Consider the following 18,248-nt stretch of genomic DNA (forward strand, 5'->3'; position numbering starts at 1 on the left):
ATCCTCGTACGCCCCTGACATCCAGTCAATCCTTGGGTTTACTGGCCACACCCAAGGGACAGCTTGGGTGTTGTGACGCTCGACGACCTCCGCGTGTTCGTGGCCGTGTGCCGCGCCGGCAGCCTCAGTTCCGTCGCCCGGGACCTCGGCTGCACCCAGTCCGCCGTCAGCCAGCACGTCAAACGCCTGGAGCGGGAGACGGGGACCGCGCTGCTGGAGCGGCTGCCGAGGGGCGTCCTGCCGACCCAGGCCGGGCGGATACTGGAAGCCGCCGCGGCGGAGGGCATCTCCGGGCTCGACATCGCCGTACGGCGGCTGCGCGACCTGGTGGACGGGCACAGCGGGTACGTCCGCGTCGCCACCGGCGCCACCACAGTCCGGCACTTCATGTCCGAGGCCGTGGTCGCCTTCCGCCGCCGCCACCCCGGGGTCAACCTGGAGTTCCGCACGGTCAGTTCGGGACGCGGCACCTTCGACGCCCTCGCCGACGGCACCCTGGACCTCGCCTGGATCACCGTCGGCTCCCCGGTGCGCGGCATCGAGCAGCGGACTGTCGCCGAACTGCCCTGGGTGCTCGCCGTCGCCGCCGACGACCCCCTGGCCGGCCGCACCCGTCTCGACGCGGCCGACCTCACCGGCGTACGGCTCATCCGGCTGCCCCCGAACTCCACCTCCGCCGTCCACCTCGACGCGGCCTGCGCCGAGCTGGGCGTCCGCTTCACCTACGACACGAGCGTCGCCGACTGGGACACGGCACTGCTCCTCGCCGAACTGGGCGTCGGCCGGGCGGTGGTCCCCGCCGTGCCCGGACTGCCCGTGCCCGGCACCGGCGCACTGCGGCTCGTCCCGCTGCCCGGCCTGCGCCCGCTGCCGGTCGGCTGGGCCGTGCGCCGCTGGGACGCCCTCAGCCCTCCGGCGCGGGCGTTCGCCGACACGGTCGCCGCCGCCCGGGGCTGAGCGGGAGCTCCGCCCAGACCGTCTTGCCGACGGTCCGCTCGGTGACGCCCCACCGCGCGGACAGGACGAGGACGACCACGAGCCCGCGCCCGTGCTCGTCCTCCGTCCCGCCGTCCCGCAGCCGTGGCGCCCTGTCCCCTCTGGCGTCGCTCACCTCGATACGCAAGGTGTCCTCCTGCGGCAGCAGCCGCAGCCGCAGCTCGAAGTCCCGGCCGGGCACGCGACCGTGGGTGACGGCGTTCGAGGCCAGCTCCGACACCAGCAGCTGCGCGGTGCGGTTCTGGTCGCTGTCGTACGGACAACCCCAGCTGACGAGCTGCTGACCGGTGAGCCGCCGGGCCAGCCGGGCGCCGAGAGGAGTGGCGCTGAGACGCTGGACGAGTTCGGCGGCGTCGGTTCGGGGGGTGGAGATTTCCAGGTTCACGTCACCGAGAGTGGTCGCTTCTCCCTACGCTGACCAGGGGATGCCTGGCGACTGAGCGTAGTCGTACGGGTGCGTTCGCGTGCAGTACGAGTGTCGGAGGTGACGGTGGAGGAACGCAGGCCGGAGACGCCCGCCGAGGCGAACGGATCGGCGGCTGTCTTCGTCGTACTGGGTAAGCAGTTGAAGCTGCTGAGAGAGAAGGCCGGGCTGAACCAACGGGAGTTCGGCGACCTGGTCGGCTACGGCCCCGACCAGATCTCGGCCATGGAACGAGGGGTACGGACGCCGAGGCCGGAGTTCCTGAAGAAGGCGGACGACCTCCTCAACGCGGGCGGCCTGTTCACCGAGGTCCTCCCGCAGGTCGAGGAGGCGATGAGCAGGGCGCGGACCCGGCATCCGGAGTGGTACCGGAGCTATGCGGCGATGGAGGCGGAGGCGGTGGAGTTGCACCACTACAACAATCACGCGGTGCAGGGCCTCTTGCAGACGGAGGAGCATGCGCGGGCCGTGTTCGCTCAACGGCGACCGTTTCTCGATGAGGAGACCATTGAGAAGCGGGTGGCTGACCGTCTCTCTCGCCAACAGGTCTTCCAGCGGTGTCCCCGGCCCATCGTCAGCTACATCCTGGAAGAGGTCGTGCTCGACCGGCCCATCGGCGGGCGGCGTGTTCACGCCGAGCAGCTGCGCCACCTGCTCGACGTCAGCAGCATGCAGAACGTCGAGATCCAGGTGATGCCGACGGACATGGAGGAACACCCCAACCTGGGTAGCGCGTTCAACCTGCTGGTACCCAAAGGGCATGGCCAAGTGGCGTACGTGGAGGCGCAGGGATTCCCCCAGCTCATCACAGACCGGGAGGAGGTCCGGAAGATCGCCGACCGCTATGGGACCATGCGCGCAATGGCACTCAGTCCCAGGGAGTCCCGCTCCCTGATCACTCGGAAGCTGGAGGAGCTGTGAGCGTCCAGGACCTTGCTTGGTTCAAGTCCAGCTACAGCGACGGTGAAGGCGGCGATTGCGTGGAACTCGCCTACACCTGGCGCAAGTCCACCCACAGCAGTGGCGAAGGCGGCGATTGCCTCGAAGTGGCCGCACACCCCACCGCGATCCACATCCGCGACTCCAAGACCCCCACCGCCCCCCACGTCACCGTCAGCCCCTCCGCGTGGTCGGCCTTCGTTTCCTTGGGAACCGACCGGGACCGGATCGGTAACCCCCGTTCGTAGCCTGCCTTTCCACCCTCGCCGACTCCGTCACCCCGAGCAGAGGCATGAAAGAAGACAACGACGTTCGCCGGATCTTCCTGCTGAACCCGGACCCGCGTCTCCTGCGTGAGGCCGCGCGGACCGGTGTCCAGGTCCGGTCCGCCGAGGCCGACCCGCTCGACGAGCGGGCGCTGCGCCCCGTACTGGACGAGGCCGCCGCGGCCGGGCTGTTCGTCAACCCGGCCCGGTCCCTGCGCGTGCTCGCCGACCCGGAGGCCGTACGGCGGCTCGTGCGCGACAACCGGCTGTCGCCGGACGCCGCCGGGCCCGCCGCGGGCGGCACGCGGCTCAGCGTGGAGACGCTGAGCGTGCACGGGATGCACCAGACCGTGGGGATCACCGCCCGCATGCCCTACGGGCTGCTGCACCCGGCGCCGCTGACGGAGGACACCGCCGCCGAGGTGCGGGCCGTGGTGACCGCCCTGCTGGACCTGACCGGATACCAGTACGGGCCGGCGCACACGAACGTCGAGCTGACCGCGCGCGGGCCGGTGATCACCGGCTGCCGCGCGGAACTGGCCAGGGACCCGGTGCCGGAGCTGCTGAAGGCCGCGGGCGGGTTCGATCCGGCGGCCGGGGCCGTGGCGGTGCTGGCCGGACGGCTGGTGGACACGGTCCGGCCGGGCCGGTACGCGGCGGCGGCCGTGCTGAACCCGCCGTGGCGGCTGGAGACCGGCGAGGTGGGCGTGCTGCCGCACGTACGGCACGTGTCACCACCGGACTCGATGCGCCCCGGGCATCTCGTCGTGCACGCGGACTCGCCCGAGGTGGCGGCCCAGCGGGTGACCTCCCTGACGGAGCTGGTCACCGGGAACGGATCGGGAACGAACCGGTAGAGCCGCGCCGCACTGTTGATACGTCGCCGGAATCAGGACGACGACGCCAGCGACGTCGACAGGAGGCCGAGTCAGATGCTGAAGTTCTCGATCCTCGGGGCACTGCAGATCCGCACCGTGTCCGGGCCCGCGGAGATCTCCGGCGATCTGCAGCGCGTCCTGGTGCAGACCCTGCTGGTCAGCGAGAGCCGTCCGGTGTCCGGGGAGAGCCTGGTCGAGGAGATGTGGGGCGAGACCGTACCCGACAACCAGGCCAACGCGCTCCAGGCGCACGTCAGCAGGCTGCGCCGCAAGCTGCGCGCGCTGGAGCCGGACCGGCCGGCCTCCCGCGTCACCATCCACCCCTCCGGCTACCGGCTCGTCGTCGGCGACGGGGAGCTGGACGCGGCGGAGTTCGTCGGGGCGGTACGGCAGGCCGAGTCGGCGTCGCCCGACGACGCGGCGCGCGTGGCCCGGCTGCTCGGCGAGGCGCTCGGCCTGTGGCGCGGTCCCGTCTTCGGCGGCTTCCCCGGCGGAACCCTGTGCCAGCTGGCCGGGGCCCGCTACGAGGAGTACCGGATGCGCGCCATGGAGCTGCGGTTCGACGCCGAGCTGCGGCTCGGCCACCACGCCGCCGTGCTCGCCGAGCTGGCGGAGGCGCACACCAACCACCCGCTGCGCGAACGCTTCTGCGAGCAGCTGATGGTCGCCCTGTACGGCTCGGGCCGGCAGGCCGACGCCCTCGACGTCTTCCGGCGGATGCGCGGCCGGCTCGACGCGGAACTGGGCATCGAGCCGTCTCCGGCGCTGCGCAAGGTGGAGAGCGCGATTCTCCGCCATGATCCGGCACTTGCCCCGGACATGGGCCCGGTCCTGCTTCAACTGGCTTGAAAACAGTGCTCGTCCGGCTCGTACCGAGAGGCCGTCGGGCGGTAGCGTGGAGAAGCCTTCACGCGCCTGCCGGTTCGGGTACAACCTTAGGATTGGCCCGAACGCCTCGGGCTGGGCGACGAAACGTAGCGGGGGGAACGGTACGTGGAATCGGCGGCATTGGGCCATCCTGTCGTACGGTTCAACATCCTCGGCCCGCTGGAAGGCTGGCACGGTGAGCACCGGGTGCGACTGGGCAGCCCCACGCAGGAGCGGGTGCTCGTCACCCTGCTGCTGGAGCCGGGCCGGATGGTGCCGCTCAGCCGGCTGGTGGCCGCCGCCTGGGACGAGGAGCCGCCGCAGACCGCGGGCCACCAGGTCCGCAAGGCCGTCGCCGCGCTGCGCACCCGCATCCCGGACGGCTCCCGGCTGATCGTCACCGACGGCCCCGGATACCGTGCCGTCCTCGGTGAACACCAGCTGGACCTGCACGAGTTCGGACAGTGGTCCCGGCAGGCCCGGCAGGCGATGGCCGACGGCCGGCCCGAGGAGGCGGTCGGCCATCTGCGGGCCTGCCTGGACCTGTGGCGCGGCCCGGTCATGGCCGGCGCCGGCGGCACGGTGATCTCCGCAGCCTCCCTGGCGCTGGAGGAGCGCCACATGGCGATCGCCGAGCAGTACTACGAGCTGCAGCTCGAACGCGGCCACTCCGCCGAACTCATCGGTCCGCTGCGAGAGCTGGTGACGGCCCATCCGCTGCGGGAGACGCTGCGCGGCCGGCTGATGCTGGCCCTGTACCGGGCCGGCCGGCAGGCGGAGGCGCTGGAGGAGTTCGGCCGGGTGCGCGAACTGCTCGTGGAGGAGCTGGGCATCGACCCGGGCGTCGAACTGACCGGGCTGTACGAGGCGATCCTGCGCGACAGCCCCGAGGTCGCCCCCCGCGTGCCGCAGTCCGTGGCCGACCGCGCCGCCCTGCTGCTGCCGGCCCCGCTCGCCGGGACCGCCGGCCCCGCGGCCGCGCCCTGCACCCTGCCCTACGACCTGCCCGACTTCACCGGCCGGGACGAGGAACTGGCCCGCCTGCTCGAGGTCGGCCGGGCCCCGGCGAGCGGGGGCACCCGGATCATCGGGGTGGACGGCATGGGCGGCAGCGGCAAGACCGCCCTCGCCGTGCACGCCGCGCACCTGCTCGCCGCCGACTACCCCGACGGGCAGCTCTTCGTCGACCTGCGCGGTTTCAGCCCCGGCGAGAAGGCCCAGGAACCGGGCGCCGTGCTGCACTCGCTGCTGCGCACCCTGGGCGTGCCCGACGAACGCATCCCGGACGACCTGGAGCGGCGTACCACCTTGTGGAGAACCGTTTCCGCGCAGCGAAAGCTGCTGCTCGTCCTCGACAACGCGGCGGGCGCCGCCCAGATACGGCCCCTGCTGCCCGCCTCCGAGGACTGCCTCGCCGTCCTCACCGGCCGGGTCCGCATGCTCGACCTCGACGGCGCCGAGTGGCTCTCCCTCGGACTGCTCTCCGCCGACGACAGCGTCACCCTGCTCACCCGCATGCTCGGCGCCGACCGCACCGGCGCCGAACCGCAGGCCGTCGCCCGGCTCGCCGGCCTGTGCGGCGGGCTGCCCCTCGCGCTGCGCGTCACCACCGCCCGGCTGCGCAACCGGCCCCGCTGGACCGTGCAGTACCTGGTCGACCGGCTCGCCGACGAGACCCGGCGGCTGCGCGAGCTGAGCGCGGGGGAGCGCAGCGTCGAGGCCACGCTCCGGCTGTCGTACCAGGCCATGGAGCAGGAGCAGCGCGCCGCCTTCCGGCTGCTCGGACTGCACCCCGGCAGCGCGATCGACGTCCACTCGGCCGCCGCCCTGCTCGGTGCCGCCGCCCGCGACGCCGAGGACGTGCTGGAGGACCTGCTCGACGCGCATCTGCTGGAACAGCACGAGGCGGGGCTGTACGGCTTCCACGACCTGGTGCGGACGTACGCGATGAGCGTGCGGGAAGCCGAGGACGACGCGGAGGGCGCGGTCGAACGGCTCGTCGCCTACTACACGCTCGCCACCGACCAGGCCTGCGAGATCCTGTTCCCCGGCCGCAACCGCTACGGCGACGTGCCCGAGCCGGGCGCGGCCGAACTGCCCCGCCTGGACGACGACGAGCAGGCGCTGTCCTGGTTCGACCGGGAGCGCGAGGCGCTGCTCGCGGTCGTCGCCCAAGCGGGCACGCACGGCATGCACCGCACCGCCGCGCTGCTCGCCCGCAACGTGCTCTTCTACCTCCATCTGCGCGGCCACTACCAGGAGTTCCGGGTCGTCAACCGGGTCGCGGTGACCGCCTGCCGGCAGCTCGACGACCCCGTGCTGCTCAGCCTGAGCCTGTGCAACCTGGCCGTGGGCCAGTGGTGGCTCGGCGACTTCCACGACGGCATCGCCACCGCCCAGGAGGCCCTGGAACTCGTGCACGGCACCGACCCGCGCACCCGCGCCTTCAGCATCGAGGTGCTCGGCCTGCTGCACGGGGCGCTCGGCGACTTCGACGAGGCCCGCTCCTACCTCACCCAGGGCATCACCCTGCACCGGGAGATGGGCATGGACCGGGCGGAGGCGGAGGCGCTGGTCAACCTCAGCACCGTGCAGACCTGGGCGGGCCACTACGCCGAGGGCGCCTCGCTCGCCGCCCGCGCCACCGAGCTGAACCGGCGCCTCGGCGAACGCAACCACGAGATCTCCTCGCTGGCCTGGCTGGCGCTGGCCCACTTCGGCCTCGGCGAGGACGAACGGGCGCGGGCCTGCCTGTCCCAGGCGCTCGAACTGTGCGACGAGTCCCGCCAGCCGGGCAACGTGGCCTTCGTCCTCGCCCACTGGGCCCGCGTCTGCCAGCGCTTCGGCGAGGTGACCCTGGCCGCCGAACACGCCGAGCGCGCCCTGGACCTGGTCGCCACCGGCGGCACGGTGCTGCGCCAGTCGTCCGTGGTGAACGTGGTGGGCGCGGTCCACCTGCGCGCCGGAGCGGCCGACCGCGCCATGGAACTCCACCGCCGCGCCCACGAACTGGCCACCCGCCTCGGCTACCGCATCGAGATCGCCCGCGCCCTGCACGGCATGGCCGAGGCGGCCGAGGCCCTGGGCGACGGCAGGACGGCGTCCCGGCATCTGCGGGCGGCGCAGGCGCTGTACGACGCGATGGGGGTCACGGAGGCGGGGCGCCGGTTGTAGGGGGATGTGACGTGCAGGGCGGGAGCTGATCAGGGCTTTCGCCGATCTCGTGGAAACGGCACCGGCCGGGGGGTGAGCCCGGACGGTGCCGTGGTCGCTGCGCCGACCGGCGCGCGGGGCGCGGCTCGGTCGGGACCGACGCCGAGAGCTGATCGCCGAGAGCTGGGCGCCGGCGCCGGGTGCGTCAGCGTGCGACGACGAAGGGGTCCCGGTCGTCCGCCAGGGCCGGGCCGGAGGGCGCCGGGTGACCGGTGAGGTCCGCGGCGACGCGCACGAGCGGGCCCGGCACACCGGCCGCCGGGACGGCCGCCGCGGCGCCGAGCGCGAGGACGCCCGTGCCGGCGAGCGCGACCAGAACCGTCTTCGTGCGCGAGGCGATGGAACGCATGTGGAAACCCCCAGGAAGAGACGGATCGGCGGTGACGGATCACTGATGCGGATCGTCATCCGGCCGCCGGCTGCTCCCCGGCGACGCGACTGATGCTCTTGGCCGCCGATCCCCATGCCTTCCCCGCTGGTTCCCGGAGCAGGTCAGCCCACCGGTACTCCTGGTTTCAAGTGATTCTCGAGTGTTTCTCCAGTGCTTCTCCAGCGCTCAAAATCGCCCTTGCGCACCTGCCGGGCCGGAGTCCTTGCGGGCGAACAGGAACGCCTGCGGGGTGGACTCCCCGGCCCGCTCCTCCGCCGGGCGCACGGTGCTGGAGCCGAGCGCGAACCCGGCGTCCTCCAGCAGCGCGGCGATCCGCTCGGGACGGCGCCGGTGGAAGTCCAGGACGACGCAGTGGCCCCACGGCTGGTCGTGCCGCCGCGTCTCCTCGCCCGCCTGGAAGGCGAGGAGCAGATGTCCGCCGGGCCTCAGCACCCGGTGGAACTCGGCGAACAGAGCGGGAAGTTCGCCGACGGGGGTGTGGATGCTCGAGTACCAGGAGACGGCGCCGGCGAGCGAGCCGTCGGCGAGGTCCAGGTCCAGCATCGAGCCCTGCCGGAAGCGCAGTTCGGGATGGCGGCGGCGGGCGACGGCGAGCATCGACTCGGACAGGTCGATCCCGAAGACGTCGACACCGAGGGAGGCGAGATACGCGGTGGCCACGCCGGTCCCGCACCCGAGGTCGGCGACGCTCCCCCCGTCCCCCACCATCTCGGCGAACCCCGCGAGCAGGGCCCGCTCCAACGGCCTCTCGCGCAGATGATCCCGGAACTGCTCGGCGTAGTCCTCGGCTACGGCGTCGTAGAAGGTACGGGTGGCAACAAGAAAGTCATCCTGAATCACGCCCCGCGACGCTACAGCCCGGCACCGACACCGCCCTCGGACGAACTCCGCCCAAGCACTGCTCGGCCCCCCGAGCCGCCACTTCCCAGCCCACGAAGCCGGGTGGGCGGGGTCAGGCAACCCCGGTCGCCCTCAGGAACGCCGTCACCGCCACCGCCCCCAGGACCACCACGACGAACGGCGCCCTGAACCACGCCAGCAGCACCGCCACCCCCACGCCGCCCACCCGCGCGGCCCCGGCGAATCCCCCGCCCTCGGTCAACGCCCCCGTGCCGGCCAGCGCGACGAGCAGCACCACCGCCCCGGCCGACGCGAGCTCCGTCACCCGTTCCGGTATCGCGACCCGGCCGTGCAGCACCGGTCCCACCAGCCGCAGCGCATACGTCCCCACGGCCAGCACGAGGATCACCACGACACCGGCGTTCATGCCGCACCGTCCTCCCCGCCCGGCCGGCGGCGGAAGAGGAGCAGCCCGCCCAGAGCGAGCAGCACCGGCACTCCGGACGGCACCGCGGGCGTGACCGCCACAGCCACCCCGGCCCCGGCCAGCGCACACCGCCGTACGACCGCATCCGCCCGCACCTGGGGCAGCACCAGCGCCACCAGCACGGCCGGAAACGCCGCGTCCAGCCCGTACCGCGCCGTGTCCCCGAGCGCGCCCCCGGCCAGCGCACCGCCGAGCACCCCGATGTTCCACACGGTGAACAGCCCGAGCCCGGAGATCCAGAACGCCTGCCGCCGTCGTACCGGATCGTCCTGCGCGAGCGCGAAGGCGACGGTCTCGTCGGTGACCAGATGCGCCCCGAGGAACCGGCTCACCCGCCCGCTCCCGAGGACGTCCGCCACCGCCAGACTGAACGCGGCCGTACGGGTGTTGAGCAGCAGCCCCGTCGCCGCCGCGGCGGCCGGACCACCCCCGGCGAGCAGCACCCCCACCGCGCTGAACTGGGCCGACCCCGCGTACACCACCAGGGACATCACCACCGGTACCCACACCGGCAGCCCCCCGGCGACCGAGACGGCCCCGAAGGACACGCCGACCACACCCGTGGCGAGCCAGACGAGCGAGCTGTCCCGCACCAGGGACATGCCACCGGAGCGCTCCGAGTTCTCACCCTGTGTTCGTGTTCGTTGTACCGAACGCATGTTTTCTACAATGGGCAGCGAGATCCCCGTACGTCAAGCCGAACGATCGTACCGATGGAGCGAACGAAAGCCATGTCCGAGCCGCCGCTTCCCCGGCCCCCCGCCGCCCGCCTCCCCCTGGAGTGGATCGCCGCCTCGCTCAAGCGCGAGCGCACCCGCACCGGCCTGTCCCTCTCCGAGCTGGCCAAACGCGCCGGCATCGCGAAGTCCACGCTCTCCCAGCTGGAGGCGGCGAGCGGCAACCCGAACGTGGAGACGCTCTGGGCGCTCGCGGTCGCGCTGGGCGTGCCGTTCAGCACCCTCGTCGAACCGCCGGCGCCGAGCGTGCGGGTGATCCGGGCCGGCGAGGGCCCGTCGGTCGCCTCGGGGCAGGCCGACTACGTCGCCACCCTGCTGTCCGCGAGCCCGCCCGGAGCCCGCCGGGACATCTACCGCCTGTGCGCCGAGCCGGGCGCCGCCCGCGTCTCCGAGCCCCACATCCCCGGCACGGTGGAGCACCTGATCGTCGCCTCGGGCCGGGTGAAGGCGGGACCGGAGGGGGAGGAGACCGAACTCGGCCCCGGCGACTACATGACCTGTCGGGGCGACGTGCCGCACTCGTACGAGGCGCTGCTGCCGGGTACGGCCTTCGTCCTCGTCATGGAGCACACGTAGAGAATTCGCCGGACATTCATCAGCGCGATGACGGCGGAAAAGGGCAGGAGCCCCGTCGCCGGAACGGCGCGGGGCTCCTTGGGTACTGCTCTCAGGTCCTGCGACCAGGGCGATCCGATCGGAAGATCAGACCGGGGTGACGTTCTCCGCCTGCGGGCCCTTCGGGCCCTGCGTGACGTCGAAGGACACCGCCTGGTTCTCCTCGAGGGAGCGGAAGCCAGTGGCGTTGATCGCGGAGTAGTGAACGAAGACGTCGGGGCCGCCGCCCTCCTGGGCGATGAAGCCAAAGCCCTTTTCGGCGTTGAACCACTTAACGGTTCCGGTAGCCATAAGCCCTCCTTGGGCTCAAAAAGGGTTGCCCTGCTCCAGAACCTGCAAGTGTGAAACTGGTGCTGCACAACTGCATACGTCTGAAAACGACGAGAGCCCGCGGTCACATGCTCCGCAGGCTCTGTACTGCAAGGGAAACCAAACTGCAACTTGCGGCAAGCCTAGCATCCGGACAGCCGAAAGCAATAGAGGTCAAGATCACGTCACCCGGATGTTTGAACAGCCGCTAACCCGTTCGGCGGTGGGGCCGGCACCGGCACCGTACAGGACGGGGTCTAGTCTCGCGATGTGGACAATTCTCGCACCCGGCCGCGCGTCGGCCACATCCAGTTCCTGAACTGTCTCCCCCTCTACTGGGGCCTGGCGAGAACCGGCACCCTGCTCGACTTCGAGCTCACCAAGGACACCCCGGAGAAGCTCAGCGAGCAGATCGTGCGCGGCGACCTCGACATCGGCCCCGTCACCCTGGTCGAGTTCCTGCGCAACGCCGACGACCTGGTCGCCTTCCCGGACATCGCCGTCGGCTGCGACGGCCCGGTGATGTCCTGCGTGATCGTCTCGCAGGTCCCGCTGGACCGGCTGGACGGCCGCCGGGTCGCCCTCGGCTCGACCTCCCGCACCTCCGTCCGCCTCGCCCAGCTGCTGCTCGCCGAGCGCTACGGCGTCCACCCCGACTACTACACCTGCCCGCCCGACCTCAGCCTGATGATGCAGGAGGCCGAGGCCGCCGTCCTCATCGGCGATGCGGCGCTGCGGGCGAACCTGCACGACGGCCCGCGCTTCGGCCTGGACGTGCACGACCTCGGCACGCTCTGGAAGGAGTGGACCGGCCTGCCGTTCGTCTTCGCGGTGTGGGCGGCCCGCCGGGACTACGCGCAGCGCGAGCCGGCCATCACCCGCAAGGTGCACCAGGCCTTCCTGGAGTCCCGCAACCTCTCCCTGGAAGAGGTCGCCAAGGTCGCCGAACAGGCCGCCCGCTGGGAGGCCTTCGACGAGGAGACCCTCGCCGAGTACTTCACCACCCTCGACTTCAGCTTCGGCCCGGCGCAGCTGGAGGCCGTCGCCGAGTTCGCCCGCCGCATCGGCCCGACCACCGGCTTCCCGGCGGACGTGAAGGTGGACCTGCTGCAGCCCTGAGCGCACGTCACTAGGCTGCCTCCCACGGGCGCCCACGTCGTCGGCGCCGGGGTCGCCAGCTGGTGGGGGGAGCACGGCATGCAGCCGTTGGACGCGGACGAGCCGGCCGCCGTCGGACCGTACCGGCTGCTCGGCCGGCTCGGCTCCGGCGGCATGGGCCGGGTCTACCTCGGCCGCAGCGCGGGCGGCCGTACGGTCGCCGTGAAGGTCGTGCACCCGCACTTCGCCCTGGACGAGGAGTTCCGCGCGCGGTTCCGGCGCGAGGTGGCGGCCGCGCGGCGGGTCGGCGGCGCCTGGACGGCGCCCGTCCTCGACGCCGACCCGGACGCGGCCGTCCCGTGGGTCGCCACGGCGTACGCGGCCGGTCCCTCCCTCGCCGCCGCCGTCGCCGACACCGGCCCCCTGCCCGCGCACACCGTGCGGGCCCTCGGCGCGGGCCTCGCCGAGGCGCTCGCGGCCGTGCACGAACTCGGGCTCGTGCACCGGGACGTGAAGCCGTCCAACGTCCTGCTGACCCTGGACGGACCGCTGCTCATCGACTTCGGCATCGCCCGGGCCATGGCCGGCACGGCGTCCCTGACCTCCACCGGCGTGTCCATCGGCTCGCCCGGCTACATGGCGCCCGAGCAGATCCTCGGCAAGGGCGCCACCGGCGCCGCCGACGTCTTCTCCCTCGGCGCGGTCCTCGTCCACGCGGCCACCGGTGAACCGCCCTTCCGCGGCGACACCTCGGCCGCGCTGCTCTACAAGGTCGTCCACGAGGAGCCCGAACTCGACGCCCTGACCGGCGAGTTGCGGGAGCTGGCGGCGGCCTGCCTGGCGAAGGACCCGGCCTCCCGTCCCGCCCCGGCCGACATCGGCCGCCGCCTCGCCCCCGAAGGCGCCGGCCGCCTGATCTCCGGCGGCTGGCTCCCCGGTCCCCTGGTGGAACAGGTCAGCCGCAGCGCCGTACACCTGCTGAACCTGGACACACCGGACACGGGGGAGCCGGTGCGCTCCGGACCGGTGGCCTTCGACACGCCCGCGGTGACGGGCCCGGCGGTCCTGCCCGCCCCCGGCCCGGCGAGCCAGGGCGGCGTCTTCGGCCCGGCACCGGTGATGCATGCCGGGGGCCCGCCGCCCATGCCGCCCGGTGCGCCGGGGGTTCCCCTGTCCGGGGGCCCGCCGAAGACCGCGACCGGCGCGGACGGGGACGCGGCCGGGGCCCCGACCGTCGTGCCCGGACCACGGGACGCTCAAGCACCCGGCCGGCTCTCCGTCAGCGTGGCGGCCGCCGCCTCGCCGGCGGACGGCGGCCGTGGGCGCCGGCTGAGCTGCACGGTCGTGCTGGCCGTCGCCGGGGCGCTGGCCGTGGGCGGCCTGGGGGCCGGGCTGCTGCTGCGGCCCTGGTCCCACGACGACACCGCGGGCGGCGAGGGCAGCCGCCCCCCGGTCTCGTCGGCGCCGACGGCGGCCTCCAGCGACGCCGCCGAGCCGGGCGGCGGGCAGGGCGCGGTCCCGGCCCGCTACCTGGGCACCTGGGAGGGGCAGGCCGCCGCCCTCGGCGGCAGCCTGCCCGCGGGCACCTTCCGGCTCACCGTCCACCAGGCCGCCGTCGGGCGGGAGTTGGGGCGGCTGCGGCAGACCGACCAGATCGGCGGCGTGTGCACCGACGTCCTCACCCTGAAGAAGGTGACGAAGACCCAGGTCCTCGCCACCTCGAAGGGCGCCGAGGACAACCCCGGGCACTGCGTGCCCACCGCGCACCAGGTCGAGTTGACCCCGGTCGGCGACGACCTCAGGTTCACGTCGGACAGTTCCGCCGAGGGCAACCCGGTGGCCCGCCTGTCGAAGGTCGGTACGGCACGGTGAGCACGGGCGCGCTGGCCGCCGTCGCCGCCCTGTGGGGCGCGCTGGCCGGTGCGCTGCTGCCCCGCGCCGCCTACCGTTTCGCCGTACCGTCCGGTGAACCCTGGCGGGAGCGCTGCCCGGACGGCCATCCGCTCCGCGGCTGGCTCGGCCGGCTCGCGTGCGGCGCCTGCGGGGCGGCCGCCCGCCCCACGGCCGCAGCCCCCACCGCCGTCGCCACCGCCCTCACCTGCGCCGCCCTCGCCGCCGCCACCGGCGTCCGGCCCGAGCTGGCGGTGTGGCTGCTGCTCGCGCCCGTCGGGGTGCTGCTCGCCGTGGTCGACCTCCGGGTGCGGCGGCTGCCCGACCCGCTGACCCTGCCCCTCGCCGCCGCCGCCCTCGCCCTGCTGGGCCTCGCCGCGCTGCTGCCCCGGCACGCCGGCCACTGGCCCACCGCGCTGTACGGCGCCCTCGCGCTCGGCGCCGGCTACTGCGCGCTGTACCTCGTCAACCCGGGCGGCATGGGCTTCGGCGATGTGAAACTGGCCGTCGGGGCGGGCGCCGTACTCGGCTGGTACGGCTGGCCCACCGTCCTGCTCGGCGCCTTCGCCGGCTTCCTGCTCGGCGCGCTGTACGGCACGGCGCTCCTCCTCGCACGGCGGGCGAGCCGCAGGACCGCGGTCCCCTTCGGCCCGTTCCTGCTGGCCGGCGCCCTCGCCGGGCTGCTGGTCGGCGCGTGCGCGGCCTGACGTCGGTACGGCGAAACCGCTGGCGTAGGCTGGTTCGGTCCGTCCACAACCTCCCCGAAAGGGACGCCCTGGTGACCGAGAAGGCCGACCTCCAGTCTGTCCTCGACCGTGCCGCTGCCGGTGGGCGGATCACCCCGGAAGAGGCGCTCGCCCTCTACCGGGACGCCCCGCTGCACGCGCTGGGCGCCGCCGCCGACGCCGTACGCCGCCGCATGTACGCCGGGACCGAGCACATCGCGACGTACATCATCGAGCGGAACATCAACTACACCAACGTGTGCGTCACGGCGTGCAAGTTCTGCGCCTTCTACGCGGCCCCCAAGGACACGGAGAAGGGCTGGACCCGCGACCTCGACGACATCCTGCGCCGCTGCGCGGAGACCGTCGAGCTGGGCGGCACCCAGATCATGTTCCAGGGCGGCCACCACCCGGACTACGGCGTCGAGTACTACGAGAAGCACTTCCGGGCCATCAAGCAGGCGTTCCCGCAGCTGGTCATCCACTCCCTCGGCGCGTCCGAGGTCGAGCACATGGCCCGCATCTCCGGCGTGTCGGTCGAGGAGGCCATCACCCGCATCCACGAGGCGGGCCTCGACTCCTTCGCGGGCGCCGGCGCGGAACTGCTCCCCGAGCGCCCCCGCAAGGCCATCGCGCCGCTGAAGGAGTCCGGCGAGCGCTGGCTGGAGATCATGGAGACGGCGCACCGGCTGGGCGTGGAGTCCACCTCCACCATGCTGATGGGCACCGGCGAGACCAACGCCGAGCGCATCGAGCACCTGCGGATGATCCGGGACGTGCAGGACCGCACGGGCGGCTTCCGCGCCTTCATCCCGTACACCTACCAGCCGGAGAACAACCACCTGAAGGGCCGCACCCAGGCCACGCTCTTCGAGTACCTCCGCATGATCGCCATCGCCCGCCTCTTCCTGGACAACGTCCGGCACATCCAGGGCTCGTGGCTGACCACGGGCAAGGAGGTCGGCCAGCTGTCGCTGCACTACGGCGCGGACGACCTCGGCTCCATCATGCTGGAGGAGAACGTGGTCTCCTCGGCCGGCGCCAAGCACCGCTCCAACCGCCTGGAGATCATCGACCTGATCAGGAAGGCGGGACGGGTCCCGGCCCAGCGCTCCACGACGTACGAGCACCTCGTCGTCCACGACGACCCGGCGAACGACCCCGTCGACGACCGCGTGGTCTCCCACATCTCCTCCACGGCCATCGAGGGCGGCACGGCCCACCCGGAACTGAAGCTGCTGACCTCCAACTGAGCCCGCCTTGCTGACGATCCACGCCGACTCCAGGGGGCGGGCCCTCGCCGTCGAGGGCGCGCTGATCGCGGGCGCGGGCCCCCTTCAGGAGCTGGCCGCCGCGTACCCGCACGCGCGCGTGCGCACCTGGCCCGGCATCATCACCCCCGGGCTCGTCAACCCGCACGGCACGGAGCTGCTGGAGGAGGCGTACCACCCGGATCCCCGCGAGGCCGACGACCTCGGCACCGAGCCGCTCACCGGCGACGCGCTCACCGCGCTCGCGCTGGACGACGTCCGCTGGGCGGCGAGCGCACGGCGCGGGGTGCAGCGGATGCTGGCCCACGGCACGGTCGCGGCGGCCTGCGAGCCGCTGCGCAACCGCGCGGTCCGCGACGCCGTGCGGCGCACCGGGCTGACGCTCGCGGGCCGTTCGCAGCGGCCCGGCGGCGTCCCGTCCCTCGACCCGCTCGCCTCCGGTCTGCCGCCCGTGACCGCACCCCCGCGCACCCCGGGCTCCGCCGCCCGCTTCGCGGTCTTCGACGTCCACGACGAGACGGAACTGACCGAGCGCGGTGCCGGCACCTGCGTGGCCACGGTCATCGAGGGCCGCCTGCTCTTCCGCCGCCGCTAGCTCCCGGCCACCGCTGGTTTCCCGCCGTCGCCGGCTCCCCGCCGCCGCTGGTTTCCCGCCGTCGCCGGCTCCCCACCGCCGCTAGTTTCCGGCGAACGCCCTGCCGAACGCGCCCTCGTCCTGCTCCACCCCGCTGCAGTCGGTCGCCGCGTCGTCCGCGCCCGACTCCCCTTGCGCGCACTGCCGGTCCCGGAACGACGACCACATGGAGACCCAGGCGATCTGCTTGCCGACCGCGAACGTCCGTACCCGCGCCGCGTCGGACAGGGTGAACGTCTCCCCGGCGACGTCGTTCACCCCGATCATCGAGGTGAGCGCCATGCCCCGCCACGCCGCGGCGTCCGACAGCCCGAAGACCTTCTCCAGCTGGGCGTGCGCCGCCTCGGCGGAGGTGACGGCGTAACCGGCCATGTCGCCGGTGTAGGACTCGCCGTAGTTCATGGTCATCAGGTTGACCGTGGAGACCTGGACGTCGTACGTGTTCGCGGACTCCAGCAGCGCGACCGCGTCGGCGTCGAGCCCGGACGGCATCACCGGCAGGGTGAAGGACACCTGGAGGTCCGGCCGTTGCTTCTGCAGCAACTCTATCGCCCGCGAACGCAGCGCGACGGACGCGGAGTCGGTCAGTTCGTCGCCCTCGATGTCGAAGTCGGCCCGGCCGGCGCCGGCCGCGTCCAGCGCCTTCGCGTAGGCGGCGGCCAGCTCCGCGGCGCTGCCGCAGGTCGCGGCCAGCTCCTTGCCGGAGGCCCCGCCGAAGGAGACACGGATCTCGGCGCCGTCCTTTCGCAGCCGCGCCGCCCGCGACTTCACGGCCGCGTCGCCGATCGCCTCGGTGCCGTTCCACGCCGGTGTGCAGCCGCCGTCACCGGAGATCACGAAGGCGAGGTTGTACGCCGAAGGCGACCCGGCGGAATCGGTGTCCGAGGCCGCGGTGGCGCTGACATAGGGGGCGTAGGCGGTGGTGCGGGCGGTGGCGGGGGCGGTCGCCGAGGGAGTGCTTGCGGCGGAACGGCCGGCGGCGCCTCCGGTGGAACAGCCTGTGATAGCGAGTGCAAACGCGCAGGTGATCCCCGCGAGCAGTGCCAGTGAATTCCTCATCGTGTCCGCACTCTCTCACATCAATGTGGGCGCACCGGAAAACGCTCAGCGAAGCGACAGCTTTCGCTGCTGCTCATGGGTGGCTCACAAGATTCACTGGGAAAAGCACACATAAAGGCCGCCTAATATCCGAGGAATGCAATCCGAACCCGTCATCGAAAGTCGCGCCGCGCAACATGGTCGCCGCCGCAAACATGGCAACGGGTCCACCGAGGGACCCGTGTTCGTTGACACCACCGGCCGCCGCTCCCGGGTGCTGCGCCGCATCGGCCTGCTCGTCGGCGCCGTCTGCCTCGCCTACGCGGGCGTGCTCGCCGCCGCCTTCATGGGCTGGGGCACCTCCCTCAACCCGTCCTCGCTGCTGCCCTTCGGCGCGGCCGGCGACGGCCGGACCCCCGGCGGGATACGCCCCCAGGGCGGCATCAACCCCGAGACGGGCCTGCCTTCCACGGGCGCCCGGCACCTCTCCCCGTCCCCCTCCGCGTCCGCGGCCGCGTCTGCGTCCTCTTCCGCGTCCTCGCTCCCGTTCGCGTCCCCGTCCTCGTCCTCGTCCTCGTCCTCGTCCTCGTCCGTTTCCGCGGACGCCAACTGACCGGAGTGCAGCGGCAG

General features: G+C 72.9%; 20 protein-coding genes. 13 read left to right on the plus strand and 7 right to left on the minus strand.

Translation table 11 applies throughout. From position 1 onward, the window contains the following. Window positions 1-72 precede the first annotated feature (72 nt). The gene (locus tag ACGFZN_RS33320) at window positions 73-957 is read left to right on the plus strand and encodes a LysR family transcriptional regulator (RefSeq protein ID WP_393862189.1); all 885 of its coding nucleotides are present in this window, start codon (window positions 73-75) and stop codon (window positions 955-957) included. Here the strand turns inward: ACGFZN_RS33320 and ACGFZN_RS33325 are convergent. Continuing rightward, window positions 905-1,381, minus strand: coding sequence for an ATP-binding protein (locus ACGFZN_RS33325; protein WP_393862190.1), 477 nt, complete (start codon window positions 1,379-1,381; stop codon window positions 905-907). The genes ACGFZN_RS33320 and ACGFZN_RS33325 overlap by 53 nt on opposite strands. A 105-nt stretch (window positions 1,382-1,486) precedes the next feature. Here ACGFZN_RS33325 and ACGFZN_RS33330 point away from each other — a divergent pair, with 105 nt between their 5' ends. The 5 genes from ACGFZN_RS33330 to ACGFZN_RS33350 all read left to right on the plus strand — a co-directional run bounded on the left by ACGFZN_RS33330 (window position 1,487) and on the right by ACGFZN_RS33350 (window position 7,544). Further along, window positions 1,487-2,341 (plus strand): helix-turn-helix domain-containing protein, encoded by an 855-nt coding sequence (locus tag ACGFZN_RS33330; protein WP_393862250.1) that lies wholly within the window; start codon window positions 1,487-1,489, stop codon window positions 2,339-2,341. Then, complete coding sequence (locus ACGFZN_RS33335; RefSeq protein WP_393862191.1) at window positions 2,338-2,607, plus strand: DUF397 domain-containing protein; 270 nt, start codon at window positions 2,338-2,340, stop codon at window positions 2,605-2,607. The genes ACGFZN_RS33330 and ACGFZN_RS33335 overlap by 4 nt, the downstream gene beginning before the upstream one ends. 44 nt (window positions 2,608-2,651) lie before the next feature. After that, window positions 2,652-3,482, plus strand: coding sequence for a hypothetical protein (locus tag ACGFZN_RS33340; protein WP_393862192.1), 831 nt, complete (start codon window positions 2,652-2,654; stop codon window positions 3,480-3,482). Between the two features lie 75 nt (window positions 3,483-3,557). Further along, on the plus strand, window positions 3,558-4,352 hold the full coding sequence (locus ACGFZN_RS33345) for a BTAD domain-containing putative transcriptional regulator (protein WP_393862193.1): 795 nt from the start codon (window positions 3,558-3,560) through the stop codon (window positions 4,350-4,352). Window positions 4,353-4,511: 159 nt separating this feature from the next. Further along, window positions 4,512-7,544 (plus strand): BTAD domain-containing putative transcriptional regulator, encoded by a 3,033-nt coding sequence (locus ACGFZN_RS33350; RefSeq protein ID WP_393862194.1) that lies wholly within the window; start codon window positions 4,512-4,514, stop codon window positions 7,542-7,544. A gap of 184 nt (window positions 7,545-7,728) precedes the next feature. Here ACGFZN_RS33350 and ACGFZN_RS33355 read toward each other — a convergent pair whose 3' ends face one another. From ACGFZN_RS33355 to ACGFZN_RS33370, 4 genes are all read right to left on the minus strand, one after another. Further along, window positions 7,729-7,932 (minus strand): hypothetical protein, encoded by a 204-nt coding sequence (locus tag ACGFZN_RS33355; protein ID WP_393862195.1) that lies wholly within the window; start codon window positions 7,930-7,932, stop codon window positions 7,729-7,731. 207 nt (window positions 7,933-8,139) lie between these two features. Continuing rightward, on the minus strand, window positions 8,140-8,814 hold the full coding sequence (locus ACGFZN_RS33360) for a class I SAM-dependent methyltransferase (protein ID WP_393862196.1): 675 nt from the start codon (window positions 8,812-8,814) through the stop codon (window positions 8,140-8,142). A gap of 112 nt (window positions 8,815-8,926) precedes the next feature. Further along, window positions 8,927-9,241 (minus strand): AzlD domain-containing protein, encoded by a 315-nt coding sequence (locus tag ACGFZN_RS33365; protein ID WP_393862197.1) that lies wholly within the window; start codon window positions 9,239-9,241, stop codon window positions 8,927-8,929. Beyond that, window positions 9,238-9,903: an AzlC family ABC transporter permease gene (locus ACGFZN_RS33370; protein WP_393862198.1), complete on the minus strand. Its 666-nt coding sequence runs from the start codon at window positions 9,901-9,903 to the stop codon at window positions 9,238-9,240. The genes ACGFZN_RS33365 and ACGFZN_RS33370 overlap by 4 nt, the downstream gene beginning before the upstream one ends. 111 nt (window positions 9,904-10,014) lie before the next feature. On the opposite strand from ACGFZN_RS33370, the gene ACGFZN_RS33375 reads away from it, so the two are divergent. Beyond that, entirely contained in the window at window positions 10,015-10,614 is a 600-nt protein-coding gene (locus ACGFZN_RS33375; RefSeq protein WP_393862199.1) for a helix-turn-helix domain-containing protein, read from the plus strand. 126 nt (window positions 10,615-10,740) lie between these two features. On the opposite strand, the gene ACGFZN_RS33380 is transcribed toward ACGFZN_RS33375, so the two are convergent. Next, window positions 10,741-10,944: a cold-shock protein gene (locus ACGFZN_RS33380; RefSeq protein WP_176189615.1), complete on the minus strand. Its 204-nt coding sequence runs from the start codon at window positions 10,942-10,944 to the stop codon at window positions 10,741-10,743. A gap of 288 nt (window positions 10,945-11,232) precedes the next feature. Between ACGFZN_RS33380 and ACGFZN_RS33385 the strand changes: the two genes are divergently transcribed. The 5 genes from ACGFZN_RS33385 to ACGFZN_RS33405 all read left to right on the plus strand — a co-directional run bounded on the left by ACGFZN_RS33385 (window position 11,233) and on the right by ACGFZN_RS33405 (window position 16,541). Continuing rightward, entirely contained in the window at window positions 11,233-12,081 is an 849-nt protein-coding gene (locus ACGFZN_RS33385; RefSeq protein ID WP_393862200.1) for a menaquinone biosynthetic enzyme MqnA/MqnD family protein, read from the plus strand. 78 nt (window positions 12,082-12,159) lie between these two features. After that, entirely contained in the window at window positions 12,160-13,932 is a 1,773-nt protein-coding gene (locus ACGFZN_RS33390) for a serine/threonine-protein kinase (RefSeq protein ID WP_393862201.1), read from the plus strand. Continuing rightward, window positions 13,929-14,657 (plus strand): prepilin peptidase, encoded by a 729-nt coding sequence (locus ACGFZN_RS33395; RefSeq protein WP_393862202.1) that lies wholly within the window; start codon window positions 13,929-13,931, stop codon window positions 14,655-14,657. The genes ACGFZN_RS33390 and ACGFZN_RS33395 overlap by 4 nt, the downstream gene beginning before the upstream one ends. Window positions 14,658-14,728: 71 nt before the next feature. Then, window positions 14,729-15,928 (plus strand): cyclic dehypoxanthinyl futalosine synthase, encoded by a 1,200-nt coding sequence (gene mqnC / locus ACGFZN_RS33400; protein ID WP_393862203.1) that lies wholly within the window; start codon window positions 14,729-14,731, stop codon window positions 15,926-15,928. Between the two features lie 7 nt (window positions 15,929-15,935). Further along, window positions 15,936-16,541 carry a hypothetical protein gene (locus tag ACGFZN_RS33405; RefSeq protein ID WP_393862204.1) on the plus strand — a complete coding sequence of 202 codons (606 nt, stop codon included), beginning with the start codon at window positions 15,936-15,938 and terminating at the stop codon, window positions 16,539-16,541. Between the two features lie 81 nt (window positions 16,542-16,622). On the opposite strand, the gene ACGFZN_RS33410 is transcribed toward ACGFZN_RS33405, so the two are convergent. Then, complete coding sequence (locus ACGFZN_RS33410; RefSeq protein WP_393862205.1) at window positions 16,623-17,639, minus strand: chitinase; 1,017 nt, start codon at window positions 17,637-17,639, stop codon at window positions 16,623-16,625. A gap of 220 nt (window positions 17,640-17,859) precedes the next feature. Between ACGFZN_RS33410 and ACGFZN_RS33415 the strand changes: the two genes are divergently transcribed. Continuing rightward, on the plus strand, window positions 17,860-18,231 hold the full coding sequence (locus tag ACGFZN_RS33415) for a hypothetical protein (protein ID WP_393862206.1): 372 nt from the start codon (window positions 17,860-17,862) through the stop codon (window positions 18,229-18,231). The last annotated feature ends 17 nt before the right edge of the window (window positions 18,232-18,248 follow it).

The sequence above is a fragment of the Streptomyces sp. NPDC048192 genome, from assembly GCF_043202415.1.
GTDB lineage: Bacteria > Actinomycetota > Actinomycetes > Streptomycetales > Streptomycetaceae > Streptomyces.